Raw genomic sequence first — 26,853 nt, 5'->3', positions numbered from 1 at the left:
GGCGCGGGTGCCCCCGGCGGCCGGTCTGGCGACCGTCTGAGCCCGGAGCCCGGCACGAGCGGTGCCCCGCGCGCTCGGTAGGGTGCGGGGCACGCTTCCGGGCCCCCGGGGGCGTCGGGGCCGCGAGCGCAGGACGTGGAGGGAGTGGGCCGCCATGGCAGGACCGGAGCGGGAGACGCTCAGCTGGGAGGACTTCGGGGCGGCGACGCGTGACCTGGCGCGCGCCCTGGTGGCTGACGGCTACCACCCCGACGTCGTGGTCGCGGTCGCCCGAGGCGGGCTCACCCTGGCCGGGGCGATCGCCTACGCCCTCGGCAGCAAGAGCTGCGGCTCCATCAACGTCGAGTTCTACACCGACATCGAGCAGCCGATGCCCGAGCCGCGGCTGCTGCCCCCGATTCTCGACGCGCCCGCCCTGGACGGCCAGAAGGTGCTGCTGGTCGACGACGTGTCCGACTCCGGCCGGACCCTGGCCAAGGTGGTGGAGCTGCTCCGCACGGCCGGTGCGGAGGTCACCACGGTGACGCTCTACAGCAAGCCGCGCACGGTCCTGGAGCCGGACTACGTCTGGCGCCGCACCGACCGCTGGATCGAGTTCCCATGGTCGGTCCTTCCCCCGGTGTCGGCCGTGGAGGCCGAGGCCAGCGCCGGCCGACGGGCCGGGTAGCGGCCGCGCTGCTACTAGGGTTGGCGCAGCGCGAGGAGAGGGAGGTCCGCATGCACCGTGCAGGCGCTGCGGCCCGCGCGGTGGCGGCGCTCCTGCTGGGGGTGGCACTGGCGGGCTGCTCCCGCGACGTGTCCCAGGAGCAGGTGGAGCAGAGCATCCGGGAGGCGATGGCCGAGCAGGGGGCGGTGATCTCGTCGCTGGACTGCCCCGGGGACCTGCCGCCAGAGCTGGACGCCCGGATGATCTGCCAGGTCGACATGGACGGCTTGCTCGAGAGCGGTGTGGAGGTCGACCGGATCCGCGTGGTCGTCACCGAGGTGGCGGGGCGCGAGGTGCGTTACCGGCTGGAGCCGCTCGCCGTGGGGGCCCCCGACGACGCGCCGGCACCGGACGACTCGGCCGCGACCGAGTCACCGACGGGCTGACCGGCGGCCGTGGCACAGAGGAGGTGCGATGACGGAGCGGAACGTGCTCGGCGGTGAGCTGCAGGAGTGCGGTCGCGACCCGGTCACCGGGTTCACCCGCACCGGCTGGTGCATCGCCACCGAGGAGGACCTCGGCAACCACAGCGTCTGTGCGGTGATGACCAGCGACTTCCTGGAGCACCAGCGCCGCGTCGGCAACGACCTGGTGACCCCCCGGCCGGAGTGGATGTTCCCCGGCCTGCAGCCGGGCGACCGCTGGTGCGTGGTCGCGGTCCGGTGGCTGCAGGCGGTGCAGGACGGGCGCGCTGCCCCGGTCGTGCTGGCGGCCACGCACGAGCGGGCGCTGGAGGTGGTGCCGCTGCAGCTGCTCCGCGACCACGCCGTCGACGTGCCCGACGACCCGGGCTCGCTGCTCGACCGGTAGCGGCTGCCGGTGACCGGCTCGGCCTGGCGGGCGCGGTCACGCTGCAGCCGGGCTCAGCTCCGCTCGGGGACCGGGTCGCGCAGCCGCGGCGGTGGCAGCAGACCGAGCGCGACGGCCGCGGAGGTCAGCCCGAGACCGGCTGCCGCCTCCCACCAGACGACCGTGTCACTGGTGCACCCCTGCGCCACCACCACGGTGTCCGGCCCAGCCGTCCGGCTGTCCGTGGTGGAGCCGGCCGGGGAGCGGTCGATGGTCACCTCGCCGTCCTGGTGCTCGGTGTAGCACGCCGGGTCCTCGTGCTGGAGCAGTGCCACCAGCGCCGCCACCTGCAGGAGCGGGCAGGCCACCACCGTCAGCAGCGGGACGGGGTCGCGCTGACGGGAGGACATCCGCGCGTAGAGGCCGGCGTAGGTGAGCCCGGCCGGGCCGAGGACGAAGCTGTGCACGGAGAACGGCACGACCGCCAGGACCAGCGATGACACCGCGGCGGCCAGCAGCAGCCGGCGTCGGGCGCGCAGCGCCAGCAGGGCCAGGAGCGCTGGCGAGGCGTAGAGGGCACCGAGGGCCACCGGTCCGAGCGGGTCCAGCCGCTCGCCCCAGCCGAGGACAGCAGCACCGAGGAGGACGAGCAGGAGGTGGCCGCCACCGGTGACCGCCACGACGGTCCGCACGGACCCCTCCTGCATCCCTGCATCCTCCCAGGCGTGTCAACGCCGCTCACGCGGTCTTGGTCGCCCGCAGGGCGCGGCGCGTCATCTGGCTGCGGGAGTCGAGCAGCTCGTCCAGGGCCGCCGCGAGCGCCGGGCCCGTCACCGCCGGACGCGCACGGGTCGGCTCCTCCTCCAGGGACAGCAGCGCGGTCCGGGAGATCGATCCGGGCGGGGGCTCAGAGCTCGGCGAGCAGGACCGCCGGCTGCTCCACGCAGTCGGCGACGAACCGCAGGAAGCCGCCGGCCGTGCCGCCGTCGCACACCCGGTGGTCGAAGGTCAGCGACAGCTGGGTGACCTGCCGCAGCGCGAGCTGGCCCTGGTGGGCCCACGGCTTCTGCGCGATCCGTCCCACGCCCAGCATGCCGGCCTCGGGGTGGTTGAGGATGGGGGTCGACCCGTCCACGCCGTAGACGCCGTAGTTGTTCAGCGTGAAGGTTCCGCCGGTCATCCGGCTGGGGGGCAGCGACCCCTCCTTCGCCGCGGTCGTCACCTCCCGCAGCGCCGCGGCCAGCTCGGCGGTGCTCATCCGGTCCGCGTCGTGCACCACGGGCACGACCAGCCCGCGGGGGGACTGGGTGGCGACGCTGAGGTGCACCGAGCCGTGCTGCACGATCTCCCCGGCCGCGGTGTCCACCGAGGCGTTCAGCTCCGGGTAGCGGCGCAGTCCGGTCACGATGACCCGCGCCAGCAGGGCGAGCAGGCCGATGCCGTCCTCGGGCCGGACCCGGCGCAGCGTGTCCCGCAGCTCGACCACCGCGGTGGCGTCGGCGTCCACCCAGGTGGTCGCGTCCGGGATCTCGCGGCGGGAGGTGGCCAGCTTGGCGGCGATGGCGCCACGCACACCGGTGAGCGGGATCCGCTGCTCCATCGGTGGAGCAGCTGCCGCAGGGGGAGGCACGGTCGGCTCGGCGCGCGCGGTCAGGACCGCCTCGACGTCGGCCCGGCGGATCACTCCGCCCGGGCCGGTGCCGCGGATGGTCGCCAGGTCGAGCCCGGACTCCAGCGCCATCCGCCGCACCAGCGGGGAGATGACCCGGACCGCCTGCCGCTGCTCCGGCGGACGGTCCCCGTCACTCCCGCGTGAGGAGCCCTCGGGCCCGTGGCCGTTGACTCCCGATCTGGTGGCTCGCTCCCGCGTCCCCGCCTCCGGGCGGCGCCGGCGGCGGGAGCCGCCGCGGCCGGTGCCGTAGCCGATCAGCACCGCGCCGGAGCCCTCGCCGGCCTCCTCGGCCGAGCCGTCGGTGCCCAAGCGTGCCCCCACGGCGGTCGGCGCCGGGACGCGGGCGCCGGCCCGCTCCTCGGTGCGGTACTGCTCAGCCCCGTCGGTGGTGGAGCCCTGCTGCGGCGTTCCCACCGCCGCGGGCTCGATCGTGATCAGCGCGTCCCCGACCGCCAGCGAGTCACCAGGCTCGCCGTGCCGCGCGGCCACCGTGCCCGCGAACGGGCAGGGCACCTCGACGGCGGCCTTGGCGGTCTCCACGACCACCACGTCCTGGTCGACGTCGACGGTGTCGCCCTCGGTGACCAGCCACTCCACGATCTCGGCCGAGGTGAGCCCCTCGCCGAGGTCAGGCAGCCGGAAGACGCTGCTGGCGTCGTCGTGCCGGGTCACCGGCGGTCCTCCTCCAGGTAGGTGGGGTCCGGCCGGTCGTCCCACTGCAACCGCTCCATCGCGTCGAGCACCCGGTCCACGCCGGGCAGGTGACGGTGCTCCAGGACGGGCGGCGGGTAGGGGATGTCCAGCCCGCTGACCCGCTGGACCGGTGCGGCGAGGGAGTGGAAGCAGCGCTCGGTGACGCGGGCGGCTACCTCGGCCGACACCCCGGCGAAGCCGCTGGCCTCGGCGAGCACGACGCACCGGCCGGTCTTGCGCACCGAGGCGGTCACCGTCGCGTCGTCGAACGGCACGATCGAGCGCAGGTCGACCACCTCGACACTCCAGCCCTCCTCCTGCTCGGCGGCCTCGGCGGCCTCCAGCGCCCGGGGCAGCTGCGGGCCGTAGCTGAGCAGGGTGACGTCGGTGCCCTCCCGGCGCACCACCGCCGTGCCGATCGGCTCGGTGCGCACCGGCAGCTCCAGCTCGGTCTTGGACCAGTAGAGCGCCTTGGGCTCCAGGAACACGACCGGGTCGTCGCTGCCGATCGCCTCCCGCAGCAGCGAGTAGGCGTCTGCCGGGGTGGCCGGGGAGACCACGTGCAGCCCCGGTGTGTGCGCGTAGTAGGCCTCGGAGGAGTCGCAGTGGTGCTCGACCCCGCCGATGCCGCCGGCGTAGGGCATCCGGATCACCATCGGGACGGTCAGCCGGCCCTGGGTGCGGTTGCGCATCTTGGCGACGTGGCTGACCACCTGCTCGAACCCGGGGTAACCGAAGGCGTCGAACTGCATCTCCACCACCGGGCGGAACCCCTGGGTGGCCAGCCCCAGGCCGAAGCCGACGATGCCGGCCTCGGCCAGCGGCGTGTCGAAGCACCGCTCCGGCCCGAAGTCGCGGGCGAGCCCGTCGGTGATCCGGAAGACGCCACCGAGCGTGCCGACGTCCTCACCGAAGACCAGCACGTCCGGGTCCTCGCGGAGCGCGTCGCGCAGCGCGGCGTTGAGCGCCTGGGCGAAGGTCGTGGGCCCCGGCGCCGGCGTGGCCGGGCGCGCGGCGGTCTCGGTCGCGGTCATCGCAGCGCCTCCTCGTGCTGGACCATCGCGGCCTGCTCCCGCAGCTGCGGGGTCGGCTCGGCGTAGACGTGCTCGAACAGCGACAGCGGCTCGACCTCCGGCTCCTCCCGCATCCGGGTGCGCAGGTCGGCCGCGAACGCCTCGGCCTGCTGCTGCGCCTCGGCCACGGCGGCCTCGTCGATCGCGCCGGTGCCCAGCAGGTGCGCCTGCAGCCGGGCGATCGGGTCGCGGCCGGCCCACTGCCGCACCTCCTCCTCGGCGCGGTAGCGGCTGGCGTCGTCGGCGTTGGTGTGCGCCTCCAGCCGGTAGGTGTGGGCCTCGATGAGGAACGGGCCACCACCGTGCCGGGCGTGCTCGTACGCGGCGCGGGTGACCGCCAGGACCGCGGCCGGGTCGTTGCCGTCGACCTGCTCCGAGCGGATCCCGTAGCCCACCCCCTTGTAGGCCAGCGCCGGCGCGTGCGTCTGCCGGGACAGCGGGACGGAGATGGCGTACCGGTTGTTCTGCACGAAGAAGACGGCCGGAGCCTCGAAGACGGCCGCGAAGTTCAGGCCCTCGTGGAAGTCGCCCTCGCTGGTGCCGCCGTCCCCGACGAAGCACAGCGCGACCCCGCCGCTACCGCGCCGGCGCAGCCCGTCGGCCGCCCCGGCGGCGTGCACGGTCTGCGTGGCCAGCGGGGTGCACTGCGGGGCGGTGCGGGTGGCCCGCGGGTCGTAGCCGCAGTGCCAGCTCCCGCGCAGCAGCGTCAGCGCCTCGACGGGGTCGATGCCGCGGGCGATGAGGGCCATCGAGTCGCGGTAGGTCGGGAAGAACCAGTCCTGCGGGCCCAGCGCCTGCACCGGGCCGACCTGGCAGGCGTCCTGGCCACGGGAGGAGGGGTAGACCGCCAGCCGGCCCTGCTTGGTCAACGCGGTGGCCTGGGCGTCGAACCGGCGCCCCAGCACCATGCCCCGCCACAGCCGCACCAGCGCCTCCGGCTCGGGCAGCTGGTAGCCGCGGTCGCGGGCCTGACCGCCGGGTGCCCCCGGCAGCAGCTGCCCGGCGTCGTCGAGGAACCGGACCGGTTCCGGGCAGGGCAGCAGGTCCGCCACGCTGGTCATCGTCGACCTCTCCTCCGGGTGCGTTGTCCTCCTATCGTCGGTCCCGACCGACACAGGACTCAACGGTGCCCGGCATCTGTGGACACCTGGCACGATGAGGACATGACTGAGCGCACAACGTCCAACCGGCGCGTGCCGGCGCCCCGCGTCCGTGGACGGGTGGCCGTCGACGAGACCGACCTGGCGATCGTGCGCGAGCTGGTGCAGGACGGCCGGCTGTCGGTGCGCGCCCTCGCCGAGCGGGTGCACATCTCCCGGGCCGGCGCCTACGCGCGGCTGGACCGGCTGCAGCGGGACGGGGTGATCACCGGGTACGCCGCCCAGGTGGACCCCGAGCTGGTCGGGCTGGGTACCGCCGCCTACGTGTCGGTGTCGATCGAGCAGAACACCTGGCGCTCGGTCGCGGCCGCGCTGCGGTCGCTGCCCTCGGTGGAGCGGGTGGCCCTCGTCGGTGCCGAGTTCGACGCGATCGTGCAGGTGCGCGCCCGCGACAACCACGAGCTGCGGGACCTGGTGCTGGAGGACATCCAGGCCATCCCGGGGGTCACGGCGACCCGCACCTGGCTGATCTTCGAGGAGACCGCCGCCTCGCCGCCTCCGCTGCCGTGAGCGGGGGTGGCTCGACGCCGGCCGGCTCCCGGTCCGGGTGCGCGCCCCCTCGCCGGGACGGCTGGCAGGAATCGTGCGCATCCTGGCGTTCGTGCCCCTCGTCCGGGGTGATCGCGCGACCGACAGTGGACGCCATGGTGACCCGAGTGCTGCTGCCCGTGTGGCGCACCCTGAAGCACGCTGCCCTGGATGTCTGCTACGGCGTCGACACCGCCTCGGCACTGGCCCACGGCGTGGCGCCCCGGCCGGCGCCGGGGCGGATGCGCCGCCCCACCCGCGGGTGAGATCGCCGCAGCGCCGCTAGCGGCTCACGCCTCCAGCCAGATCTCCTCCGGGAGGGGGTGGCTGAGGAAGTGGGTCATCGCCTGGGTGACCGCGTAGGCGCCGGCCTGGCCGAACGCGAGCACGTCGCCGGGCGCGAGGTCACCCGCGAGCTCGGCGGTGCCCACCCGGTCCAGCGAGGTGCACAGCGGACCGGCCAGTGTCCAGGTCCGGGGCGGCGCGTCCTCCCCCAGGTCGGCGGCCGCCTGTCCGGCGGCTTGGACGGGGGTGTCGCGCTCGGCCGCGTCCCGGGCCCGCCAGACCCGGCGGACGGGGAAGGACTGGCCGGTCAGCAGCGGCCGCAGCAGGTGGTTGATGCCGCCCTCGAGGACCGCGAAGTCGGTGCCCCGGGAGTGCTTGGTGCGCACCACCCGGGTCAGGTAGACGCCGATCGGGGCTGACAGCCACCGGCCCGGCTCCAGCAGCAGGTCACCGGTGAACCAGTCGTGCCGCTCCAGCAGCCGCGCCAGCCCGTCCCCGAGCGCGGCGACATCCAGCTCGCCCTCGTCCGCGTGGTAGGGCACGCCCAGCCCGCCGCCGAGGTCGATGAGGTCCAGCGCCAGGCCGTGGTCGCGGGACATCCGCTCCCCGATCCGCAGCGCCACCTCGTGGTTGCCCAGCAGCCGGTCGACGTCGAGCTCGTTGCTGGCGGCGAAGACCTGCAACCCGGCGACCCGGACCCGGTCGTAGCGGCCGGCCGCGGCCAGGAAGGCGGGCAGCTCCTCCTCGTCGACGCCGAAGGCCGACGGTCCGGCCCCGCCGATGATGGCGGCCTGCTCATCGATCCCGGAGCCGGGGTGGACCCGCACGCTTACCGGGAGCGGGTCGGGCCCGTCCCACCACTGCTGCAGCCGGGCCACGTCCTCCAGGCCGTCGACCTGGACCCGGGCGCCAGCGGCGAGCCCGGCCCGCAGGTCGTTCTCCCGCTTGCCCGGCCCGGCCAGCACCAGCCGGCCGGAGGAGGCGGAGTGCGGTGGCAGCCGGTCACCGGCGGCACGGGCGGAGACCACGCGGCGCACCTCGCCGGCCGAGGCGCAGTCGAACCAGGCGCCCAGCGCGGCGAGAGCGTCCAGCAGCGGCTGGCCGGGGTTGGCCTTGATCGCGTACGCCAGCTGCACCCGCGCGGGCAGCACCTCCCGCAGCCGGGTGAACCGCTCCCGTGCCAGGTCCAGCCGGTAGCCGAACGCCGGCGTCGGGTACTCGGCCGCCAGCGAGGAGGCGGTCAGGTCGTCCACGGCGAACAGGTCCGGGGTCGTCACAGTCGTCATGGTGCTCACAGCCGAGAGGAGGTCCGCCAGGGTGGGCCGGCGCGCCGGGTCACGGCGCCCGCCAGAACCGGTCCAGCCGCCGCAGGCCCTCGGCCAGCTGCCGGGGATCGCCGCCGCAGCTGATCCGCACGTGGTCGTTGCCGGCGTTGCCGAACGCGCTGCCGGGCACGACGGTCACCAGGCCCTCGTCCCGCAGCCGCAGGCAGAACGCCATCGGGTCCGCCAGCGCCCAGGCCGGCAGCTCCAGCCAGTGGTAGAAGCCGCCCGCCGGGGTCACCGCGGCCGCGACCGGGTGCGGGGCGGTCTGCGCCACCGACCAGCGGCGGACCAGCTGGCTGCAGGACTCGGCCAGCACGGTCGCGGACTCGCGCAGCAGCGCCGCGGCGGCCAGCTGGCTGGGCCGGGCCGGGGCGGTGGTCATCGCCGCGTGCACCAGCCGGGCCGGCGCGAGCAGGTCCGGGCGGCCGACCGCCCAGCCGACCCGCAGGCCGGGGGCGGCCCAGGCCTTGCTGACCGAGGACACCACCACGCCCTCGTCGGTGACGTCGTGCAGGCTGGCCTGCCGGCGGTCCGGGTGTCCCAGGTGCAGCTCGCGGTAGACCTCGTCGGAGATCACCAGCGCGCCGTGCCGCCCCGCCAGCTCGGCCGCCTCGGCCAGCGCCTCCGCCGTGGCGCCCCCGCCGGTTGGGTTGCTCGGGTGGTTGAGCAGCACCATCGCAACGTCGCCGTCGGCAGCGGCCGCCTGCAGCGCGTGGCCGAGGGCGTCGGGGTCGAGCCGGCCGCGCGGGCCGAGCCGGTAGGGCACCACCTCGCCGCCGCACAGCGTGGCGAGGGTGCGGTAGCCGGGGAAGCCGGGGTCGGGCACCAGCACCCGCTGACCTGGGTTGACGTGCGCCTGGAACAGCGCGAACAGCGCGCCCTGGGCGCCGTGGGTGACCAGCACCTGGCCCGGGTCGGTGCGGTGGTGGTCAGCGACCGCCTCGACGAGCGCGGGCAGGCCCTCGTTGGGCCCGTAGGGGCAGGGCGCCTCCTCGGCGCCGGCGGCGGCCAGTGCCTGCCGCGCCGGCTCCGGCAGCGCCCAGCCAGGCTGGCCGAGCCCGAGGTCGATGGCGTCCGGCGGGGCGCCCTTGGCGAGCTGGCGGACCGCCGGCGCCGAGAGCCGCTCGACACGGGGAACGGTGGTCACCGCAGTGCCTCCTCCAGCGTGGTGGCGGCGTCGGTGCCCGCGTCGCGGTACTTGACGATGCACGGGGCGTAGAGCGCCAGGCCCATCCGGGCGGCGTAGTCGCCGCGGGCCGGGCGGGTGCCCGGCACCACCACGGCGCCCTCGGGGACCTCGCCGCGGACCTCACCCTCGTTGACGAGGTCGTAGAGGACCGTCGAGGAGGTGAGCACGGTGCCCGGGGCGAGCACCGCCCCTGACCGCACGACGACGCCCTCGAACAGGCCGGCCTGGGCGCCCACGAAGGCGTCGTCCTCGACCACGACCGGCGCCGCGCCGACCGGCTCCAGCACGCCGCCGAGCTGGACACCGGCGGACAGGTGCACGCCGCTGCCGACCTGGGCGCAGGAGCCGACCAGCACGTGGCTGTCGACCATCGAGCCCGGACCGACGTAGGCGCCGACGTTGACGTAGCTCGGGGGCATCACGACGGTGCCGGGCATCAGGCCGGCGCCGCGGCGCACCGAGGTGCCGCCCGGCACGACCCGCACGCCGTCGTGGAGGTGGAAGGCGCGCGGGGGCACCAGCTCCTTGTCGACGGCGCCGCCGGGCCAGGCCGGCAGCTCCTCCAGCTCGCTGAGGCGGAACGCGGCCAGGATCCCGTGCTTGACCCACGGGTGGGGACGCCAGCGGCCGTCGTCCCCGCGCGCGGCGGCGCGGACGTCACCGGACTCCAGCCCGGCCAGCAGCTCCTCGACGCGGTCGCGGGCCTCGGGTGCCGCGACGACCTCGTCGACGGGGGCGGTGAAGAACTGCTCCAGGGTGGTGGTCGTCATCGTCGTCACGATGCCATCTCCAGCGTGGTCGCGGCAGCGGTCGGCAGCGAGGCGCGGCCCAGCCCGAGGCCGGACAGGGCGGCCTGGACGCGGGCCCAGGTGTCCGGCTCGGCCGGAGCCAGCGGTGGGCGCACCAGGCCGGTGCCCAGCCCGAGGCAGGCCAGCGCGGCCTTCACCGGAACCGGGTTCGTCTCGCAGAACAGCGCCGACGCCAGTGGCGCCAGCTCGACGTCGAGGCGGCGGGCGGTCTCGAGCTCGCCGTGCCGGGCGGCCTCGACCAGAGCGGCTACCTGGCGCGGGGCCACGTTGGCCGCGACGGAGACCAGCCCCTGGCAGCCCACCGCGATCGCCGCGAGCGCGATGTCGTCGTCCCCGGCCAGGACGGTCTTGCCGGGGGGTGCCTCGTGACAGATCCGGCTGATCTGGCGGATGTCGCCGCTGGACTCCTTGACCGCCACGACCTCCGGGATGGACCACAGCCGCTGCAGCGTTCCCGGCGTGAGGTTGCAGCCGGTGCGGCCCGGCACGTTGTAGGCCACGATCGGCGTGCCGGGCGCTGCCGCGGCGACCGCCCGGTAGTGCGCCTCCAGCCCGGCCGGCTGTGGCTTGTTGTAGTACGGGGTCACCACGAGCAGGCCGTCGGCGCCGGCGTCGACCGCGGCGCGGGCCAGCTCGCAGGTGCGCTCGGTGGCGTTGTGGCCGACCCCGACCACAACCGGCACGCGGCGGCCGACGGTGGCGGCGAGCCGGTCGACGACCTCGACGGTCAGCCGGACCAGCATGTCCCGCTCCTCGTCGGAGACGGTCGCGGCCTCGCCGGTCGACCCGAGGACGACGACGTGGTCGACCCCGCCGGTCACGACGTGCTCGACCAGCCGGGCGTAGGCGGCGGGGTCGAGACGGCCCTGGGCGGGGCGGGTGGAGCGCTTCGCGGTCGCCTCCTCCGCCTCGGCGCCGGTGGTGAACGGTGTCGCGAGGGCAACACCGAGGCCGGTGATGGGACCGTTCATGGCTCCTCCTTCTGGGGCGCGTGGGTGTTCACGTGGTCGTCGGTGGTCGTCGGTGGTCGAGGCAGTGGGGGCGGCGGGTCAGCCGGCCAGCAGGCTGGCCAGCTCCTCGGCGGCCAGGTCGTCGAAGGTGTGCACCCCGGGCCGGTCGTGCACCCAGCGCGCCGCGGCGAGCGCGCCGTGCGCGAACACCTCCCGCTGGTGGGCGTCATGGGTCAGCACGAGGGACTCCGCCGGGGTCGCGAAGTGCACCTCGTGCCGGCCCACGACCTCGCCCAGCCGGAGGTTGGAGGTGGCGATCTCCGACTCCGGCCGGCCGGCGCCCTCAGCCAGCGCGCGGGCGAGCAGCACCGCGCTCCCGCTGGGAGCGTCGACCTTGTGGCGGTGGTGGACCTCGTGGACGGCCAGGTCGACCGGCCCGGAGCCGCCCTGCTGGCTGCGGGCGGCGTAGCGGCCCAGCACGAGGGACAGCTGGCGCACCAGCGCCATGGAGAGGGAGAAGTTGGGGGCGACCAGCACGCCCACGTCCGCGGGCGCGTGCTGGAGCAGGGCCCGGTCCCAGCCGGTGGTCCCGATGACCAGGTCGGTGCCGGTCCGGCCGGCCCACTCGAGGTTGCCGGGGACCGCCTCCGGGTGGCTCACGTCCACGGCGACGTCGACGGCGGTCCCGCGGGGTGGGCCCTCCCGGCCGGCGGTCCAGCCGAGCTGCAGGTCGGCCGCATCGGACCCGCGCACGGCGGCAGCGACGAGGCCGCCGAGGCGGCCCCGTCCGATGATGCCGATGCGCAGTGCCATGGCCTCGAGTATGGCGCACTCGCAGCACCGTGCGGGACGACAAAATCGCAGGTCAACGAGGGTTTGCAGGCGGCAACGGCGGCAGCCGTAGATCGTCCGGCCGGCGCGGCTGCCGACCGGACGGCTTCGCCGCAACCGGGCCGAAAAAGAGACGGCAGCAGGGCGCCGCGACGGCAGGTGCGCACCGTCGCGGCCGGCCCGCCGCGGCGCCGCCGGGAATCGGTTTCCGCGTGCGGCGGCGCAAAGGTGCAGGTCACAGTCGGGTGGAGATTCGGCGGGTCCCCTTGCCGCTACACCGGCGGCGGCGCCATGATCAGGTGCTCTCTTCCCTGTGTAGGAGGTCAACAATGACGACACCGCGTGGACGTGTGGGGGTGGCCCTGGCGGCCGCATTCTCGCTGACGATCCTTCCGGCGTGCACCCCCAGTGGTGACGGCGGCGACGAGGAGGGTGGGGGCGAGCTCACCTGGGCCATCGGCGGCGCCGAGGCCAACCCTGGTGGCATCCATCAGCGGATCGCCGAGCTGTGGAGCGAGCAGAACCCCGACACCCCGATCACCATCGAGGTGCTGCCGGAGGAGGCCGATCAGCAGCGCGAGCAGCAGGCGCTGGAGCTACAGGCCGAGGGCAGCGGCTTCGACGTGCTCGGCGTCGACGTGATCTGGACCGGTGAGTACTCCGAGAATGAGTGGCTGGAGAGCCTGGAGGACGTCCGCGGTGACATCGAGGAGGCGGTGCTGCCTGGTCCCCTCGAGTCGGCCACCTGGGGCGGAGAACTGTGGGCGGCGCCCTACAACTCCAACGCCGGGTTCCTCTACTACCGGACCGACCTGGTCGACGAGCCGCCGACGACGTGGGAAGAGCTGTGCGAGGTCGCCACCCGTGTCGGCGAAGAGGAGGGCATCGGCGGCCTGGTCGCTCAGGGTGCCCGCTACGAGGGCTTCGTCGTCAACTGGCTCGAGTACTACTGGAGCGACGGCGGCGAACTGTTCAACGAGGACCAGACCGCCGTGGAGTTCGACACCGAGACCGCCACCGAGGTCACCGAGTGGCTGCGGCAGGCGCAGGAGGACGGCTGCCTGGCTCCCGGCTTCAACACCGCTCGCGAGGAGGAGGCCCGCAACGAGTTCCAGTCCGGCAACGCCGTCTTCATGCGGAACTGGCCCTACGCCTACGGCCTGATCCAGGACGACGACCAGAGCCCGGTCCGGGAGGACTTCGACATCGCGCCGCTGCCCACCTTCAGCGGTGAGGGCACCATCTCGGCGCTCGGCGGGTTCAACAACGGCGTGAGCGCCTTCTCGGACAACAAGGAGGCCGCGAAGGAGTTCGTCGTCTGGGCCGCGACCAACGAGGAAGTCCAGAAGATGCTCGCCACCGAGGCCTCGGTGCCGCCGGTGGCCGCGTCGGTCTACGAGGACCAGGAGCTGGCCGACGACCCGGTGATGTCGCTGCTGGGCGAGGTGCTGCCGGACGCCCGGCCGCGTCCGCCGGCCCCGTCCTGGAACGAGATCAGCGTCGAGATGCAGCGTGCGCTGTTCCCCGCCTACAACGGCGAGGCCGAGCCGCAGCAGGCCTCGCAGCAGGTCGCCGACTTCCTCCAGTCGACCATCGAGTGACTGGTCATGACGGAAGTCTCTGAGGAGACCTCCACCAGCCCGGCTCCCGCCCCCGGCCGCTCCCGCGGCCGGCGGCGGGGGTCCGGGTTGTCCGAGGTCGCGCTGGCCCGGGTGTTCGTCACCCCGGCCATCCTGCTGATGGCGCTGGTGGCGCTGTTCCCAGTGGTCTACGCCGCGGTGCTCAGCATGCAGGACTACACCCGCCGCACCCACCAGGGGTTCGCGGGGTTCGACAACTACGTCCAGGCGCTCGGTGACGGCCGGTTCTGGGACTCCCTGGTCTTCACCTTCGTCTTCACGGTGACGTCGGTGGCCTTCGAGTTCGTCATCGGCCTGGGCTTCGCGCTGCTGATGAACCAGGCGTTCCGTGGCCGGGGGATCACCCGGGCGGCGATCCTGGTGCCGTGGGTGATCCCCACGGTCATCGCGGCGCAGATGTGGTTCTTCATGTTCAACGTCACACCCGGCTTCATCAACACGGTGTTCGGCCTGGGCAACTTCAACTGGCTGGGTCAGGGCGGCTGGGCTGCGTTCGCGGTGGTCTTCGCCGACGTGTGGAAGACCTCGCCGTTCGTGGCGCTGCTGCTGCTGGCGGGCCTGCAGACCATCCCGGGTGAGCTCTACGAGAGCGCCCGGGTGGACGGGGCCAGCATGTTCCAGCGGTTCTGGCTGGTCACGCTCCCGCTGCTCAAGCCAGCCATCCTGGTCGCGCTGCTGTTCCGCACCGTCGAGGCGCTGCGGGTCTACGACCTGCCGCAGGTGATGACCGGTGGCGCGTTCGGTACCGAGTCGTTGTCGATCCTGGTGCAGCAGTACGTCGTGCAGACCCCCGACCCGGGGTACGGCGCGGCGCTGTCCACGCTCACGTTCATCCTCGTGCTGGGTGTCGGCATGATCTTCGTCAAAATGCTCGGCAAGGAGCTGGTTCTGGGAGGTGAGCAGTGATGGCCAAGGAGTCTGGCCCCGTCGAGCGGCGCACCCGGGCTCAGATCTGGGGCAAGTCGGTGATGCTCGGTCTCATCCTGTTCTGGTGCCTGTTCCCCTTCCTGTGGCTGATCATGACCAGCCTGAAGATCGGGGACCGGGCGCTGAACAGCCCCAACCTGTTCCAGGGCCCGTTCGGCATCCAGAACTACGTGGCGGTGTTCGACCAGGACTTCCATCTTAACCTGCGCAACTCGCTGGCGGTCGCCGGCATGACCACGATCCTGTGTGTCATCGTCGGGTCGCTGGCGGCCTACGCCCTGGCGCGGCTGCCGTTGAAGCGCAAGATGTTGCTCCTGGGCGGGGTGCTGTCGGTCTCGCTGTTCCCGCCGGTGGCGCTGGTGCCGCCGCTCTACGAGGCGTGGCGCGCGCTCGGGCTGCTGAACACCTGGGAGGGGCTCTACATCCCCTACACCTCGTTCACGCTGCCGCTGACCATCTTCATCCTCACCACGTTCTTCGCGGCGATCCCGAAGGAGCTGGAGGAGTCGGCGAAGGTGGACGGGGCGACCCCGTTCCAGGCGTTCTGGCGGATCATCTTCCCGCTGGCCGCGCCCGGGGTGTTCGCCGCGGCGATCATCATCTTCGTCCAGGCGTGGAACGAGTTCCTGCTGGCGAGCACGTTCGCCCCCCGCAACGCGGAGGTCGCCCAGACGGTGCCGGTCGCGATCGCGGCCTTTACCGGGGCGGTGGAGTTCCAGCGGCCCATCGGCACTATCACTGCCGCCTGTGTGGTGGTGACGATCCCGATGATCATCATGGCGCTGATCTTCCAGCGTCGGATCGTGGCCGGCCTGACCGCCGGCGCGGTCAAGGGATAGCGGCACCGGCCCGCGGCCCGCCTTCCCGGCCGCAGGTCCGCGTCAGTTCAGTAGCCGCGGACCTGCGGCCAGGCCAATTCGACCCCGGCCGCGACCAGCTGCTGCTGGAAGGCCTCGACCCGCTCCGGCCGGTCAGCGACCGCGTGCGGCACCAGCCCGTGCTCGAGGCAGTGCGCGGCCAGCTCACCGGCGACCTCGCCGACGTTCCACTCCACCGGGTGCAGCCGGTAGCAGCCGTTGGTGATGTGGGTGGTGCCGATGTTCTTGGCGGCCGGCAGCAGGTTGGTCGACCGCACCGGGAGCAGCGCGCGCAACGGCAGCTGGAACGGGCAGGAGGCCACGTCCAGGTACGGGTGGCCGCCGGTGGTGGGGTGCAGGTCGATCCGGTAGGAGCCGACCCCCACGCTGTCGGGGTAGGGGCGGCCCAGTCCGTCCGGGCGGTGGGCGAGGGCGACGTCCTGCTCCCGGATCGTCGTCACGGTCACGGCTCGGCGAGACTCGCGGATGTAGGCCGCCTTGGCCAACCCGTCGGTCGTGCCCATGACGTCGGGGCGCAGCCGCAGCCCCGGCCAGCCGGTGCCACCGTCGGGGCGCGGCGCCTCGGTCTGCAGCCAGTGCAGGAAGCTCAGGCTCAGCTCCCGCGCGCCGGCCTGGTGCCGGGCGGCCGCCGCAGGGCCCTCCCCGTAGACCGGCCCGGCCAGGTAGTCGATCATCGGCCAGTTCACCAGCGTGACGTCGCTGTCCAGGTGACCCGGCGCGAAGCTGGCACGTGCCGCGATGCGGCGGAACCGCCACAGCTCGAAGTCCCCGCCGACGGTGCGGTGGTCGGCCACCCCGCCGCCGTGCTCGTCCGGGTTCGGCACCAGGGTGCGGGCCAGCGGCTCGCCGGTGCGCGGGACCGGCGCGGTGAACGACAGCAGCGGCCCGCCGGTCCACCCCGGGGGGCAGTGGTCCCGCCAGTGCGCGTACCCCTGCGGGCGGGGGGTGGTGTGGTCCTCCCCGGCGCGGTGCTCCAGGGCGAAGCACCAGCTGACCGCCTGCATCGCCAGCGGCTGCGCCGCTGCCGGCGCGCTCGGCTCGCCGGTCTGGGCCTGCGACTCGGCGCCGGTGCGGTGCTCGACGGCAGCCAGCTCCAGCAGCTCGCCGGTCTCGGTGGCGTCCAGCACGTAGCGGCCCGCGACGTGCACCCGCTCCCCGTCCGGCCCGGCGAGGGTCACCCCGGTGACCCGGTCACCGTCGGTGGCCGCGGCGGTGGGGCGGTGGCCCAGCAGCACCCGCAGCCGGCCGGAGGACCGGTGCGGGGCGAGCATGGCCTCCAGCACGGCCACGCCGACCCGCGGCTCGACGCACAGCCCGCTGACCGTGCCGAGGCCGGGGTTGAGGTGGCGGGAGCGGCGGGCCCGCTCCGAGAGCGGGTACCACCGCCGGTAGTAGCTCCGGATCTCGTCGCGCAACCGCCGGTAGCGGGCGGTGCAGCCGAACTGCTCGATCCACGGGTGCTCGTCCGGCGGCACCCCCTGGGCGGTCAGCTGCCCGCCGACCCAGTCGGTCTCCTCGGAGAGGACAACCCGGTGACCGCGGCTCGCGGCGGCGAGCGCCGCCGCGACCCCGCCGAGGCCGCCACCGATGACGGCGACGTCGGTGTCCAGGTGCGTGACCGGCCCCGGCATCGGCGGTGGCCTCAGCCGCCGAGGGCGCCCTGCCGGCCGAGGTAGGCCAGCAGCGCACCGATGCCGTGCCGCCACGGCGGCAGCTCCTCGGTGCGGCCCACCTCGTTGACCAGTGCGCCCAGGTGCGGGCTGGCGATGGTGACGGTGTCACCGATCCGGTGGGTGAAGCCGGAGCCGGGCGTGCCGCGGTCCTGGGTGGGGGCGAACAGGGTACCGGTGAAGAGGACGAAACCGTCCGGGTACTGGTGGTGGTCCCCGTGGGTGGCGCCCACCAGCTCCTCGAACGGGCGGCTGAGGCGGGAGACGTCGTTCTCGCCCTCCAGCAGGAAGCCGTCCTCGGCGCCCTCCACCCGCAGCGCGACCCGCTCCTGCCGGACGCTCTCGGCGGTGAACTCGTCGTCGAAGAGCCGCAGGAACGGCCCCAGCGCGGTGGAGCCGTTGTTGTCCTTGGCCATGCCCAGCAGCAGCGCGCTGCGGCCCTCGACGTCGCGCAGGTTGACGTCGTTGCCGAGAGTGGCGCCGCGCACCCGCCCCGCGGAGTCGACCACGAGCACCAGCTCGGGCTCCGGGTTGTTCCAGGTCGAGAACGACGGGATGCCGATACGGGCGCCCGCGCCGACGGCCGACAGCACCGGACCCTTGGTGAACACCTCCGGGTCCGGGCCCAGGCCGACCTCGAGGTACTGCGACCACATGCCCTGCTCGAGGAAGACCTGCTTGACGCGGTCCGCCTCCGCGCTGCCCGGCACGACCGCATCCACCGAGGTGTGCAGGGTGCTGGCCAGGGCCTCGCGGGCCTCGGCCGCCCGGGCCGGGTCGCCCTGCGAGCGCTCCTCGATGACCCGCTCGATCATGCTGTCGACGAAGGTCACCCCGCAGGCCTTGATCACCTGCAGGTCGACCGGCGCCAACAGGTGGGGCACCGACTCGTCGCCGGGGTCCCCGGCGAGCAGCTCGGCCAGCGACCACCGGGCCGTGCCCGCACCGCCGGCGCCGCGGACGGCGCCGGCGGGGTCCGCCAGCTCCAGCAGCTGGGAGACCGTCGGCGCGACCTGGAACAGGTCCACCACCGTGTCACTGTCGCCGTCCACCCGCACCGGACGGGGCCCACCGGTCTCGGGGTCCCATACCCGCCCCACGAGCAGGGCACGGCCGGCGTCCTCGGGCAGCACACTGGCGGGGGTGGCGCTGGCCGCCGCCATCGTCAGACCATCCGGGCGCGCTGCTCGCCCAGCTTGTCGATGCCCAGGGCGACCTCGTCCCCGCCCCGCAGGAACGGGAACTTGCCGGAGGCGGCCACCCCCTGCGGGGTGCCGGTGTTGATGATGTCGCCCGGCTCGAGGACCAGGTACTGCGACAGGTGGTGCACCAGCTCGGCCACCGAGAACACCATGTCGGCGGTCGTGGAGTCCTGCCGCGGCTCGCCGTTGACCGTGGACCACAGCCGGAGCTGCTGCGGGTCACCGACCTCCTCGGACGGCACCAGGGCCGGACCGAGCGGGTTGAACGTCTCGGCGCACTTGCCCTTGGACCACTGCCCACCGGAGTGCTGCATCTGGAAGGCGCGCTCCGAGACGTCGTTGCTGACCACGTAACCGGCGACGTGGTCGAGCGCCTCGTCGGGGGAGGACAGGTAACGCGCCCGCGTGCCGATCACGACCCCGAGCTCGACCTCCCAGTCGACCTTCTCGGCGCCCGGGGGGATCCGCACGTCGTCGTAGGGCCCGACGATGGTGTTGGGGTGCTTGAAGAACAGGATCGGCTGCGCCGGCGGGGGGTCGCCCGTCTCCGCGGCGTGGGCGGCGTAGTTCTGTCCGATGCACAGCACCGCCATCGGGCGGGCCACCGGGGCACCGACGCGCAGCTCGTCGGCCCCTTCAAGGGCGGGCAGCTCCCCGGCGCTGAGCGCCTGGCGGGTGCGGGCGATGCCGTCGGCGGCCAGGAAGGCGCCGTCGACGTCAGTGGTCAACGGGCGCAGGTCGTAGACGGCGCCCTCATGGCGGACGGCCGGGACCTCCTGGCCGGCGGGGCCGAGGCGGAGCAGCTCCACGGTGTTTCCTCTCGTTGTCTTCGGTCGGGTCTGACAGATGGGGCACTGGGGTCGCGGCCGGGGCCGGCCGCTCACCGTCAGCGCAGGTCGACGAGCACCTTGCCGGGGATGTCGGCCGAGCGGGCCAGCGCGGCAAACGCCTCGGCGGCTCCGGTCAGGGGCACCGTCTGACTGATGAGAGTGTCCAGCAGTGGGTCGCCCTCGGCGACCCAGCCGACCGTCTCACGGAAGGTCGCCGCGTCGTAGGCGAAGCTGCCGACGAGAGTCCGCTCCGCGGTGCTGACCTGGTAGGCCGGCAGCTGCAGGTCGGGGCTTCCCATGCCGACCAGGGAGACGGTGCCGCCGAGCCGGGTGGCGTGCAGCGCGTCAGCGATGCTGGCGGTGACGCCGACGGCGTCGATCGCGACGTCGGCCGGGCCGTCCAGGGCCTGCCGGACCTGCTCAGGCACCGGGCCGGCGGCGGGGTCGAGCGCCTCGGCGCCGAGCGCGGCACAGAGGTCGCGACGTGGGGCCGACAGGTCGGTGGCCAGCACCCGGCTCGCGCCCAGCCGCAGCGCGGCCAGCACGGCCGACTGCCCGATCGGGCCGCCGCCGGTGACCAGGACGGTCTGCCCCGGGACGATCCCGGCGCGGCGGGCCGCGTGCAGCGAGACGGCCAGCGGCTCCACGAGCGCGCCGTGCGGCTCGGTCCGGGAGGCGGCCGCGTCGTCCTGGCCGGGCGCGGCCAGCGGGATGACGTTGCCAGCGGGCACGGTGACCTGCTCGGCGAAGGCGGCGACCAGCTCCGGGGTGACGCCGACGACGCGCTTGTTGGGGCAGTGCTGCTCCAGCGCCTGCTCGCAGGCGGCGCACCGACCGCAGGACAGCAGCGGGTTGAAGGTGACGACCTGGCCGGCCTGGAGGCCCCGCCCAGCAGCCAGCTCGCCGAGGCTCTCGATGCGGCCGACCGTCTCGTGGCCCATCACCTGCCCGGGCACGCGCCGGCCGTTCTCGCCGGTGTAGCCGTGCAGGTCCGACCCGCAGATGCCGGTGTAGGAGATGCGCACCCGGACCTCGTCCGGGCCGGGCTCGGCCGCCGCGGCCACCTCGTGGACGGCCAGCCGGCCGAAGTCCTCCAGAACGAGTGCGCGCATCGTGGTCCCTTCGCGGGGTGGGGCGTCGGTGGTCACGGCTCAGCCCTGCCCGACCAGGTGGCGGGTCTCGGCGACGGGGGTCAGCACGGTGCGGTCGGTGAACCACTGGCTGAGGTTGTCCGCCGCGAGTCGGGCCATCCGACGGCGGGTGGGCCAGCTGGCCGAGCCGACGTGGGGCAGCAAGACGGCGTTCGGGAGCGCGAGCAGCTCGGCCGGCACGTGCGGCTCGTCATCGAAGACGTCCAGCCCGGCCCGCCCCAGCGTGCCGTCGCGCAGCGCCGCGATGAGCGCCTGCTCGTCGACGAGGGAGCCGCGGGCGACGTTGACGAGCACGCCCCGCGGGCCGAGCGCCCGCAGCACCTCGGCGTCCACCAGATGCCGGGTGGCGGGTCCGCCGGGCGCGGCGACGACCAGCACGTCGCTGGCCTCGGCCATCTCCCGCAGGTCCGGGTAGTAGCGATAGGGCAGGTCCCGGGGGTTGCGGGCGTGGTAGACGACCTCCATGCCGCAGGCCACCGCGCGCCGGGCCACCGCCTGGCCGATGGCGCCGATGCCCAGCAGGCCGAGCGTGCCGCCGGTGAGGCTGAGCTCGGTGAGGGGGTAGCTCTGCCCGCCCTCCCAGCTGCCCGCGCGCAGGTACTGCTCCGCCCGGCCCAGCTCACGGACCGTCATCAGCAGCAGCCCGAGGGCGGTGTCGGCGACCTCCTCGTCGTTGGAGCCGGAGACGTTGGTCACCACCACCCCGCGCGCGGCGGCCGCCTCCACGTCGACGGTGTCGTAGCCGACGCCGAAGTGGGAGATCACCTCCAGCCGCGGCAGCGCGTTGATGAGGTCGGCACCGCACGGTCCCTCACCAGGGTTGGCGATGGCCACGATCTCCTCGCGGCGGCGCTCCAGCTCCGCGTCCGGGTCCTGCACCTGGTCCAGCCGCAGCAGGTTCAGCCCGGCCTGGGCGCAGGCCTCAAGGAGCAGGTCGTTGGCGGGCGAGGGGACGAGCACGAGGGGCTGCGACGACGACGTCATGTCCGGCACGATAGCGGTCGCGGGAGAGACGTCCGATGTGTCCCCTCATCCGTCGGTGGCCGAGGGGGACGGTGGCGGGGCGGTTCCGGACGGTCGCGGTGCGGTCAGGATGGTCCGGTGGAGGGCGCGGGTGGCGGCGGAGGCGTACCGCGCCGGGTCCACCCACAGCCCGACGGTGCGGCCCTGGTCGATCGGGCCGACGGGGACGATCGACAGCCCCGTGGTCTCCGCCGTGCGCATCGCCAGCGCGTTGGACAGCCCGATGCCCATCCCGGCCTTGACCAGGTTGGCGAGCGTCTGCGGCTGCTCGGTCCGCCACGACACCTCGGGAGCCACCCCCCACCGGTCGAAGACCGCTCGGGTGTCGGGGTCGATGTCGGCTCCGGGCTGCCCGATGGCGATGAACGGGTCGTCCAGCAGGTCGTGGGGGCCGAGGTGGTCCAGGGCGGCCAGGGGGTGGTCGGCGGGCAGGACGGCGACGTAGGGCTCGGTCCACAGCGGGCGCCAGTGCAGGCCCGGCGGGGGCACCCCGGCCGTGGTCGAGCGCAGCGCCAGATGCACTCGGCCGGAGAGCAGCGCATCGGCCATGCCCGCCGTCGTCCCCTCGGTGATCTCGACCGAGACCTGCGGGTGCCGCTGGCAGAAGTCGCGCAGCACCTCGGGCAGGAAGCCCGCGCTGATGCTGGGGTGGGCCCCGACCACGATGCTGCCGCGCAGCACTCCGGTCAGCGCGTCGACGCGGGCGGTGCCCTCCTCCAGCCGGGCCAGCACGTCCCGGGCGTAGGGCAGGAACGCCTCCCCGGCGTCGGTCAGCTCCACCGGGCGGTGCCGGCGGTCGAAGAGCGGCCGCCCGAGGGCTGCCTCGAGGGCGGCGATGTGGGCGCTGACGCGGGACTGCGAGCGGTGCACCGCGCGGGCGGCCCGACTGAAGGTCCCGTGGTCGGCGACCGCCACGAACGTGGTCAGCCACTCCAGGTTCTCGATCCGGCTCACGCGGGGGCGCCCTTCGGTCCCGGGTAACGGAACAGTAACTATCCGACTTACGGATAGAGGGTAGTCGACGTACGCGGACGTCCGATGATTGCTTTGGCGGATCGGGCGTGCTCCTCTGGGTGCAGCACCCGCCGTTCCGCTGCTCGCGGACGGCACACGACGACGTGGGAGTGATGGACATGGCGCGCAGCACGGCACTGGCAGGAAACGGCAGCGGCACCCGCTCCCGACCGTGGGCGCGCACCGTAGCGGCCGTCGGGGTCGCCGGCCTGGTGCTGGCCGCCTGCGGCGGTGAGGACGGTGACGGCGAGGGGTCCAGCGACGGGGACGGGGGCACCGCGGGCGCTGGCTCGGGCGGGGACTGCGACCTCGCTGCGGACTACCCGAGCGGGCCGATCGAGATGATCGTGCCGTGGGCCGCCGGCGGCGGCACCGACAGCGTCGCCCGCCTGGTCGGCGAGCAGCTGTCCACCGCGCTCGACACCCAGGTCAACGTCGTCAACCGCACCGGTGGTAGCGGCGTGGTCGGGCACCAGGCGATCGCCGATGCCGAGCCCGACGGGCAGACGCTGGGCCTGATCACCGTGGAGATCGGGATGATGCACCACCAGGGACTGACCGACCTCACCCACGAGGACCTCAGCCCGATCGCCCAGGTCAACTTCGACCCGGCCGGGCTGACCGTGGCCGCGGACGCGCCGTGGGACGACGCGCAGGCGCTGCTGGACCACATCGAGGCCAACCCCGGGACGCTGACCGCCTCGGGCACCGGGCAGGGCGGCATCTGGCACGTCGCCCTCATCGGCATGCTGCTCGAGGCCGGCCTGGAGCCGGACGCGGTGACCTTCGTGCCCTCCGATGGCGCCGCACCGGCGCTGCAGGAGCTGGTGGCCGGCGGCATCGACCTGTCGCCGTCCTCGCTGGGCGAGAACTACACGATGCTCGAGGCCGGCCGGGTCAAGGCGCTCGCGGCGATGGCCGCCGAGGGCGACCCGAACTTCCCCGACGTGCCCCCGCTGGCGGAGGAGACCGGCATCGAGTTCGAGATGGGGGCCTGGCGCGGCGTCGCCGGCCCGGCAGGCCTGGACGAGAACATCGTGGCCGAGGTGGAGTGCCACCTGGAGGGCATCGTGCAGGGCGAGGAGTACGCCAGCTTCATGGCGGACAGCCGGCTGGGCGTGCAGTGGCGCAACGCCGAGGAGTTCGCCCAGTTCATGGCCGAGGACGACGCGGCCAAGGGCGAGATCATGGAGCGAGCGGGCCTGGCGCAGTGACGCCGGAGGCCTCCAGCACCGGGACTCCCGATGCCGGTCCGAGCCGCTCCCCGCGACGGGTCAACCGTACCGACCTGATCGCGGGAGCGGCCTCGGCCGTGCTGGGGGTCGCGGTCCTGCCCGCAGCCGTCGGGATGCCCAGGATCGCCCAGGGCATGCCGGGCCCCGGGCTGTTCCCCGGCATCATCGGTGTCTTCCTGGTCCTGTTCGGGCTGGTGCTGGTGGTCGGCGCGCTGCGCGGGCGCCGCGTGGACGTCGAGGAGGAGGCCCCGGCCGTCGCCGGCCCCACCGTGTCGACCGGGCGCCGCTGGCTCAACGGCGGCGTCGTGCTGGCCGGTATCGCCTTCTACATCGTGGCGGCCGAGACGCTCGGCTTCCTCGTCACCATCACCCTGGTCGTCCTCGCCGTGATGATCACGCTCGGGGCCCGCTGGTGGGTCGCCCTGATCACCGCGGTGGCGGTGGCGTTCGCGCTGCTGCTGGTCTTCGAGGAAGGACTGCTGGTGCAGCTTCCGGACGGGCTGGTGGGCTGACCCGTGGCCGCCGACATCCAGGCCGGCCTGGAGCTGGTGCTCGACCCGACGACGCTGCTCGTCGTCGTGCTCGCCGGGATCTTCGGGCTGTTCATCGGTGCGCTGCCCGGCATGACCGCCACGCTCGCGGCTGCGCTGCTGATCCCGTTCACCTTCTTCCTCGACCCGGTGCCGGCGATCGCCTCCATCATCACGATGTCGGCGATGGCGATCTTCGCCGGCGACGTGCCCGGCGCGTTGCTGCGCATCCCTGGGACCCCCTCCAGCGCGGCCTACACCGAGGACGCCTTCCGGATGACGCAGGACGGCAAGGGCCCGGTCGCGCTCGGCGTCTCCCTCGTCGCCTCGGTCCTGGGCGGCCTGTTCGGGTCGGTCGTGCTGATCTTCGTGGCGCCGGTCCTCGGGGAGTTCGCGCTCCGGTTCACCTCCTACGAGTACTTCTGGGTGGCCGTCCTCGGCCTCACCGCGGCGGTGATCATCTCGCGCGGCTCGCAGATCAAGGGCGGCATCGCGCTGATGCTCGGTCTGCTGATCTCCACCATCGGGCTGGACGTCTCGATCGGCTATCCCCGGTTCACGTTCGGGGAGTCGGAGCTCTACCGGGGCGTGGACTTCATCCCCGCGATGATCGGCCTGTTCGGTGTCTCGGAGGTGCTGCGCAACGCCACCTCACCGATCCACCTGGGGCCGGTCCCGAAGGTGAGCAGCCGAGGCTCGATCCGGGAGTCGCTGCGGACGGTGTGGCGCTACAAGCACCGGGTCGGCTCGGGCAGCGTGATCGGCGGTGCGGTCGGCTCACTGCCGGGTGCCGGCGCGGACATCGCCGCGTGGGTCTCCTACGCGGTGACCAAGAACACCTCGCGCAACGCTCACCTGTTCGGCCGCGGCAAGGGCCACCCGGAGCCCATCGCCGGGGCGGCGGCGGCCAACAACGCCGGACTCGGCTCCGCGTTCATCCCGACGCTGGCCTTCGGCATCCCGGGCGACACCATCACCGCCATCCTCATCGGGGTGCTGCTGGTCAAGGGCGTCACGCCCGGGCCCCAGCTGTTCACGATGAACACCGACATGCTCTACGCCATCTACATCGTGTTCATCGTGGCGAACCTGCTGCTGCTGCCGCTGGGCTTCCTGCTCATCCGGGCCAGCTCGCTCGTGCTGCAGGTCCCGCGGGCCACGCTGCTGGCGATCATCGTGGCGATCTCGATCGTGGGCTCGTTCGCCATCAACAACGGCTACCTCGAGATCACGATCATGCTGCTGATGGGCGTGCTCGGGTTCCTGCTGGAACGGGCCAAGATCCCGCTGGCGCCGGTGGTGCTGGGGATCGTGCTGGGCCCGATCGTGGAGCGCAACTTCATCCAGAGCGTCATCAAGACCAACTGGGACCTGGGCCAGTTCTTCACCCGGCCCATCAGTGCGGGGCTGATCGTGCTCACGGCGATCCTGCTGTTCGCCCCGCCGGTGATCGCCACGCTCAAGCGACGAATGCGCGACTGATACCCCCCATCGGTAGCGGCACGGTGAGCACGCCGTTGCGGTGAGTCCCGCGGCGGGTGCTGTGGCAGGCTGACCGGATGGAGCGTGAGCAGGTCGAGGTCGCCGGGGAGGGGCTGGACCGCCCCGGCACGGTGATCCGGTACGGCCACTACGGCCGCCCGGTCCTGGCGTTCCCCTCCGAGGCCGGGCACGCCGGCGACTACGAGTCGCACGGCATGGTCGACGCGCTGGCACCGCTCATCGACGCCGGGCGGGTCAAGCTCTACTGCGTCGACTCCTTCGACCACCAGTCCTGGAGCGACTACGGCCTGCCGAGCGAGGAGCGCGCGCGGCGGCACGTCGCCTACGAGCAGTGGGTCGTCCGCCAGGTCGTGCCGCTCATTGACGGTGACTCCCCGGGCCACCCGGGGATCATCACGACCGGCTGCTCGCTCGGCGGCTACCACGCGGTCAACTTCGCGCTGAAGCGCGCTGACCTGTTCCCGGTCGCGATCTCGCTGTCGGGCAACTTCGACCCCTCGACCTGGCGCGGCTGGGGCGAGCTGGGCGACGCGACCTACTTCGCCAACCCGGTCGCCTACGTCGCCGGCATGGGCGGCGAGCATCTGGAGTGGCTGCGCCATCACGTGCAGGTGGTGCTCGTCGTGGGGCAGGGCGCGTTCGAGGTGCACCCGACCGGGTCGCTCCCCGGGGCGCACACGCTGGCGCGGCTGCTGGCGGAGAAGCAGATCCCGCACGAGCTGGACGTGTGGGGCCACGACGTGGCGCACGACTGGCCGTGGTGGCGGCAGCAGATCGCCCACCACCTGCCTCGGTTCTGCTGACGCCGTGACTCGGGCCGTACCGGCCCCATACGCTGGGCCCATGACCGAGGGCACGCAGCGCAACGACCAGGTCGACCCCCGGGTGGTGCAGCTCGCCCAGGACTGCCTGGACCTGGCGCGCGAGGGCCGCACCGAGGAGCTGGCCGCCTACGTCGACGCGGGCGTGCCCGTCGACCTCACCGACGCCAACGGCAACACCGTCCTGATGCTGGCCGCCTACCACGGCCACGCCGGCACGGTCCGTGCGCTGGCCCAGCGCGGCGCCGACCCGAACCGGCTCAACGACCGCGGCCAGTCCCCGCTGGCCGGGGCGGTCTTCAAGGCCGAGGACACGGTCGTGGCGGCGCTGCTGGAGGCCGGGGCCGACCCCGACCTGGGTCAGCCGAGCGCCCGCGTCACCGCGGAGATGTTCCACCGGGGCGACCTGTTCGGCTGAG

The 26,853-nt window shown here is 73.7% G+C and carries 28 protein-coding genes; 13 read left to right on the top strand and 15 right to left on the bottom strand.

Annotation, left to right across the window (positions count from 1 at the left end; genetic code table 11):
- The first annotated feature begins 154 nt into the window (after positions 1–154).
- The 3 genes from GFJ45_RS02895 to GFJ45_RS02885 are packed head-to-tail and all read left to right on the top strand — an operon-like array spanning position 155 to position 1,516.
- The gene (locus GFJ45_RS02895; RefSeq protein ID WP_153393949.1) at positions 155–667 is read left to right on the top strand and encodes a phosphoribosyltransferase; all 513 of its coding nucleotides are present in this window, start codon (positions 155–157) and stop codon (positions 665–667) included.
- Positions 668–717: 50 nt separating this feature from the next.
- On the top strand, positions 718–1,092 hold the full coding sequence (locus GFJ45_RS02890) for a DUF4333 domain-containing protein (RefSeq protein ID WP_194288483.1): 375 nt from the start codon (positions 718–720) through the stop codon (positions 1,090–1,092).
- A 28-nt stretch (positions 1,093–1,120) separates the two neighbouring features.
- The gene (locus GFJ45_RS02885; protein ID WP_153393945.1) at positions 1,121–1,516 is read left to right on the top strand and encodes a DUF2237 family protein; all 396 of its coding nucleotides are present in this window, start codon (positions 1,121–1,123) and stop codon (positions 1,514–1,516) included.
- A 53-nt stretch (positions 1,517–1,569) separates the two neighbouring features.
- Here GFJ45_RS02885 and GFJ45_RS02880 read toward each other — a convergent pair whose 3' ends face one another.
- From GFJ45_RS02880 to GFJ45_RS02865, 4 genes are all read right to left on the bottom strand, one after another.
- Positions 1,570–2,202, bottom strand: a complete 633-nt coding sequence (locus GFJ45_RS02880; protein WP_153393943.1) for a hypothetical protein — start codon at positions 2,200–2,202, stop codon at positions 1,570–1,572.
- Positions 2,203–2,402: 200 nt separating this feature from the next.
- The gene (locus GFJ45_RS02875) at positions 2,403–3,839 is read right to left on the bottom strand and encodes a dihydrolipoamide acetyltransferase family protein (RefSeq protein ID WP_153393941.1); all 1,437 of its coding nucleotides are present in this window, start codon (positions 3,837–3,839) and stop codon (positions 2,403–2,405) included.
- A complete protein-coding gene (locus GFJ45_RS02870) occupies positions 3,836–4,894 on the bottom strand; it encodes an alpha-ketoacid dehydrogenase subunit beta (protein ID WP_153393939.1) in 1,059 nt (352 codons plus the stop codon). Before GFJ45_RS02870 ends, GFJ45_RS02875 begins: the two co-directional genes overlap by 4 nt.
- Complete coding sequence (locus GFJ45_RS02865; RefSeq protein ID WP_153393937.1) at positions 4,891–5,994, bottom strand: thiamine pyrophosphate-dependent dehydrogenase E1 component subunit alpha; 1,104 nt, start codon at positions 5,992–5,994, stop codon at positions 4,891–4,893. The genes GFJ45_RS02870 and GFJ45_RS02865 overlap by 4 nt, the downstream gene beginning before the upstream one ends.
- Positions 5,995–6,096: 102 nt before the next feature.
- Here GFJ45_RS02865 and GFJ45_RS02860 point away from each other — a divergent pair, with 102 nt between their 5' ends.
- Both GFJ45_RS02860 and GFJ45_RS02855 read left to right on the top strand, forming a co-directional pair.
- The gene (locus tag GFJ45_RS02860) at positions 6,097–6,603 is read left to right on the top strand and encodes an Lrp/AsnC family transcriptional regulator (protein WP_153393935.1); all 507 of its coding nucleotides are present in this window, start codon (positions 6,097–6,099) and stop codon (positions 6,601–6,603) included.
- Between the two features lie 134 nt (positions 6,604–6,737).
- Positions 6,738–6,887, top strand: coding sequence for a hypothetical protein (locus GFJ45_RS02855; protein ID WP_153393933.1), 150 nt, complete (start codon positions 6,738–6,740; stop codon positions 6,885–6,887).
- 24 nt (positions 6,888–6,911) lie between these two features.
- Here GFJ45_RS02855 and GFJ45_RS02850 read toward each other — a convergent pair whose 3' ends face one another.
- The 5 genes from GFJ45_RS02850 to GFJ45_RS16235 form a co-directional block, all read right to left on the bottom strand.
- Positions 6,912–8,183, bottom strand: coding sequence for a type III PLP-dependent enzyme domain-containing protein (locus GFJ45_RS02850; RefSeq protein ID WP_194288482.1), 1,272 nt, complete (start codon positions 8,181–8,183; stop codon positions 6,912–6,914).
- Positions 8,184–8,241: 58 nt separating this feature from the next.
- On the bottom strand, positions 8,242–9,378 hold the full coding sequence (locus GFJ45_RS02845) for a pyridoxal phosphate-dependent aminotransferase (RefSeq protein WP_194288481.1): 1,137 nt from the start codon (positions 9,376–9,378) through the stop codon (positions 8,242–8,244).
- Positions 9,375–10,190, bottom strand: a complete 816-nt coding sequence (locus tag GFJ45_RS02840; RefSeq protein WP_153393927.1) for a 2,3,4,5-tetrahydropyridine-2,6-dicarboxylate N-succinyltransferase — start codon at positions 10,188–10,190, stop codon at positions 9,375–9,377. The genes GFJ45_RS02845 and GFJ45_RS02840 overlap by 4 nt, the downstream gene beginning before the upstream one ends.
- A 5-nt stretch (positions 10,191–10,195) precedes the next feature.
- Positions 10,196–11,200 carry a 4-hydroxy-tetrahydrodipicolinate synthase gene (gene dapA / locus GFJ45_RS02835; protein ID WP_153393925.1) on the bottom strand — a complete coding sequence of 335 codons (1,005 nt, stop codon included), beginning with the start codon at positions 11,198–11,200 and terminating at the stop codon, positions 10,196–10,198.
- Between the two features lie 78 nt (positions 11,201–11,278).
- Positions 11,279–11,992, bottom strand: a complete 714-nt coding sequence (locus tag GFJ45_RS16235; RefSeq protein WP_194288480.1) for a 4-hydroxy-tetrahydrodipicolinate reductase — start codon at positions 11,990–11,992, stop codon at positions 11,279–11,281.
- A gap of 347 nt (positions 11,993–12,339) precedes the next feature.
- On the opposite strand from GFJ45_RS16235, the gene GFJ45_RS02825 reads away from it, so the two are divergent.
- The 3 genes from GFJ45_RS02825 to GFJ45_RS02815 are packed head-to-tail and all read left to right on the top strand — an operon-like array spanning position 12,340 to position 15,416.
- A complete protein-coding gene (locus tag GFJ45_RS02825) occupies positions 12,340–13,611 on the top strand; it encodes an ABC transporter substrate-binding protein (RefSeq protein ID WP_153393921.1) in 1,272 nt (423 codons plus the stop codon).
- Positions 13,612–13,617: 6 nt separating this feature from the next.
- Positions 13,618–14,556 (top strand): carbohydrate ABC transporter permease, encoded by a 939-nt coding sequence (locus GFJ45_RS02820; RefSeq protein ID WP_228386394.1) that lies wholly within the window; start codon positions 13,618–13,620, stop codon positions 14,554–14,556.
- Positions 14,556–15,416 carry a carbohydrate ABC transporter permease gene (locus GFJ45_RS02815; RefSeq protein WP_153393918.1) on the top strand — a complete coding sequence of 287 codons (861 nt, stop codon included), beginning with the start codon at positions 14,556–14,558 and terminating at the stop codon, positions 15,414–15,416. Before GFJ45_RS02820 ends, GFJ45_RS02815 begins: the two co-directional genes overlap by 1 nt.
- 47 nt (positions 15,417–15,463) lie before the next feature.
- Here the strand turns inward: GFJ45_RS02815 and GFJ45_RS02810 are convergent, their stop codons facing one another.
- The 6 genes from GFJ45_RS02810 to GFJ45_RS02785 form a co-directional block, all read right to left on the bottom strand.
- Positions 15,464–17,086 (bottom strand): FAD-dependent oxidoreductase, encoded by a 1,623-nt coding sequence (locus tag GFJ45_RS02810; RefSeq protein WP_153393916.1) that lies wholly within the window; start codon positions 17,084–17,086, stop codon positions 15,464–15,466.
- An 11-nt stretch (positions 17,087–17,097) separates the two neighbouring features.
- A complete protein-coding gene (locus GFJ45_RS02805; protein WP_153393914.1) occupies positions 17,098–18,288 on the bottom strand; it encodes a fumarylacetoacetate hydrolase family protein in 1,191 nt (396 codons plus the stop codon).
- 2 nt (positions 18,289–18,290) lie between these two features.
- Positions 18,291–19,136, bottom strand: coding sequence for a fumarylacetoacetate hydrolase family protein (locus tag GFJ45_RS02800; protein ID WP_153393912.1), 846 nt, complete (start codon positions 19,134–19,136; stop codon positions 18,291–18,293).
- Positions 19,137–19,213: 77 nt separating this feature from the next.
- Positions 19,214–20,269, bottom strand: coding sequence for a zinc-dependent alcohol dehydrogenase (locus GFJ45_RS02795; RefSeq protein ID WP_153393910.1), 1,056 nt, complete (start codon positions 20,267–20,269; stop codon positions 19,214–19,216).
- A 39-nt stretch (positions 20,270–20,308) separates the two neighbouring features.
- Positions 20,309–21,292: a 2-hydroxyacid dehydrogenase gene (locus tag GFJ45_RS02790; RefSeq protein ID WP_153393908.1), complete on the bottom strand. Its 984-nt coding sequence runs from the start codon at positions 21,290–21,292 to the stop codon at positions 20,309–20,311.
- Positions 21,293–21,337: 45 nt separating this feature from the next.
- Positions 21,338–22,285 (bottom strand): LysR family transcriptional regulator, encoded by a 948-nt coding sequence (locus tag GFJ45_RS02785; protein WP_153393906.1) that lies wholly within the window; start codon positions 22,283–22,285, stop codon positions 21,338–21,340.
- Positions 22,286–22,464: 179 nt separating this feature from the next.
- Here GFJ45_RS02785 and GFJ45_RS02780 point away from each other — a divergent pair, with 179 nt between their 5' ends.
- From GFJ45_RS02780 to GFJ45_RS02760, 5 genes are all read left to right on the top strand, one after another.
- The gene (locus GFJ45_RS02780; RefSeq protein ID WP_228386393.1) at positions 22,465–23,559 is read left to right on the top strand and encodes a tripartite tricarboxylate transporter substrate binding protein; all 1,095 of its coding nucleotides are present in this window, start codon (positions 22,465–22,467) and stop codon (positions 23,557–23,559) included.
- On the top strand, positions 23,556–24,092 hold the full coding sequence (locus GFJ45_RS02775) for a tripartite tricarboxylate transporter TctB family protein (protein WP_194288479.1): 537 nt from the start codon (positions 23,556–23,558) through the stop codon (positions 24,090–24,092). The genes GFJ45_RS02780 and GFJ45_RS02775 overlap by 4 nt, the downstream gene beginning before the upstream one ends.
- A gap of 3 nt (positions 24,093–24,095) precedes the next feature.
- Positions 24,096–25,592: a tripartite tricarboxylate transporter permease gene (locus GFJ45_RS02770; RefSeq protein ID WP_228386391.1), complete on the top strand. Its 1,497-nt coding sequence runs from the start codon at positions 24,096–24,098 to the stop codon at positions 25,590–25,592.
- 77 nt (positions 25,593–25,669) lie between these two features.
- Positions 25,670–26,416 (top strand): esterase family protein, encoded by a 747-nt coding sequence (locus tag GFJ45_RS02765; protein WP_153393902.1) that lies wholly within the window; start codon positions 25,670–25,672, stop codon positions 26,414–26,416.
- 40 nt (positions 26,417–26,456) lie between these two features.
- Positions 26,457–26,852: an ankyrin repeat domain-containing protein gene (locus GFJ45_RS02760; protein WP_153393900.1), complete on the top strand. Its 396-nt coding sequence runs from the start codon at positions 26,457–26,459 to the stop codon at positions 26,850–26,852.
- Position 26,853 lies beyond the last annotated feature (1 nt).

Source organism: Ornithinicoccus halotolerans, assembly GCF_009602535.1.
Lineage (GTDB): Bacteria > Actinomycetota > Actinomycetes > Actinomycetales > Dermatophilaceae > Ornithinicoccus > Ornithinicoccus halotolerans.
This window is presented reverse-complemented; position numbering and strand designations above follow the sequence as displayed.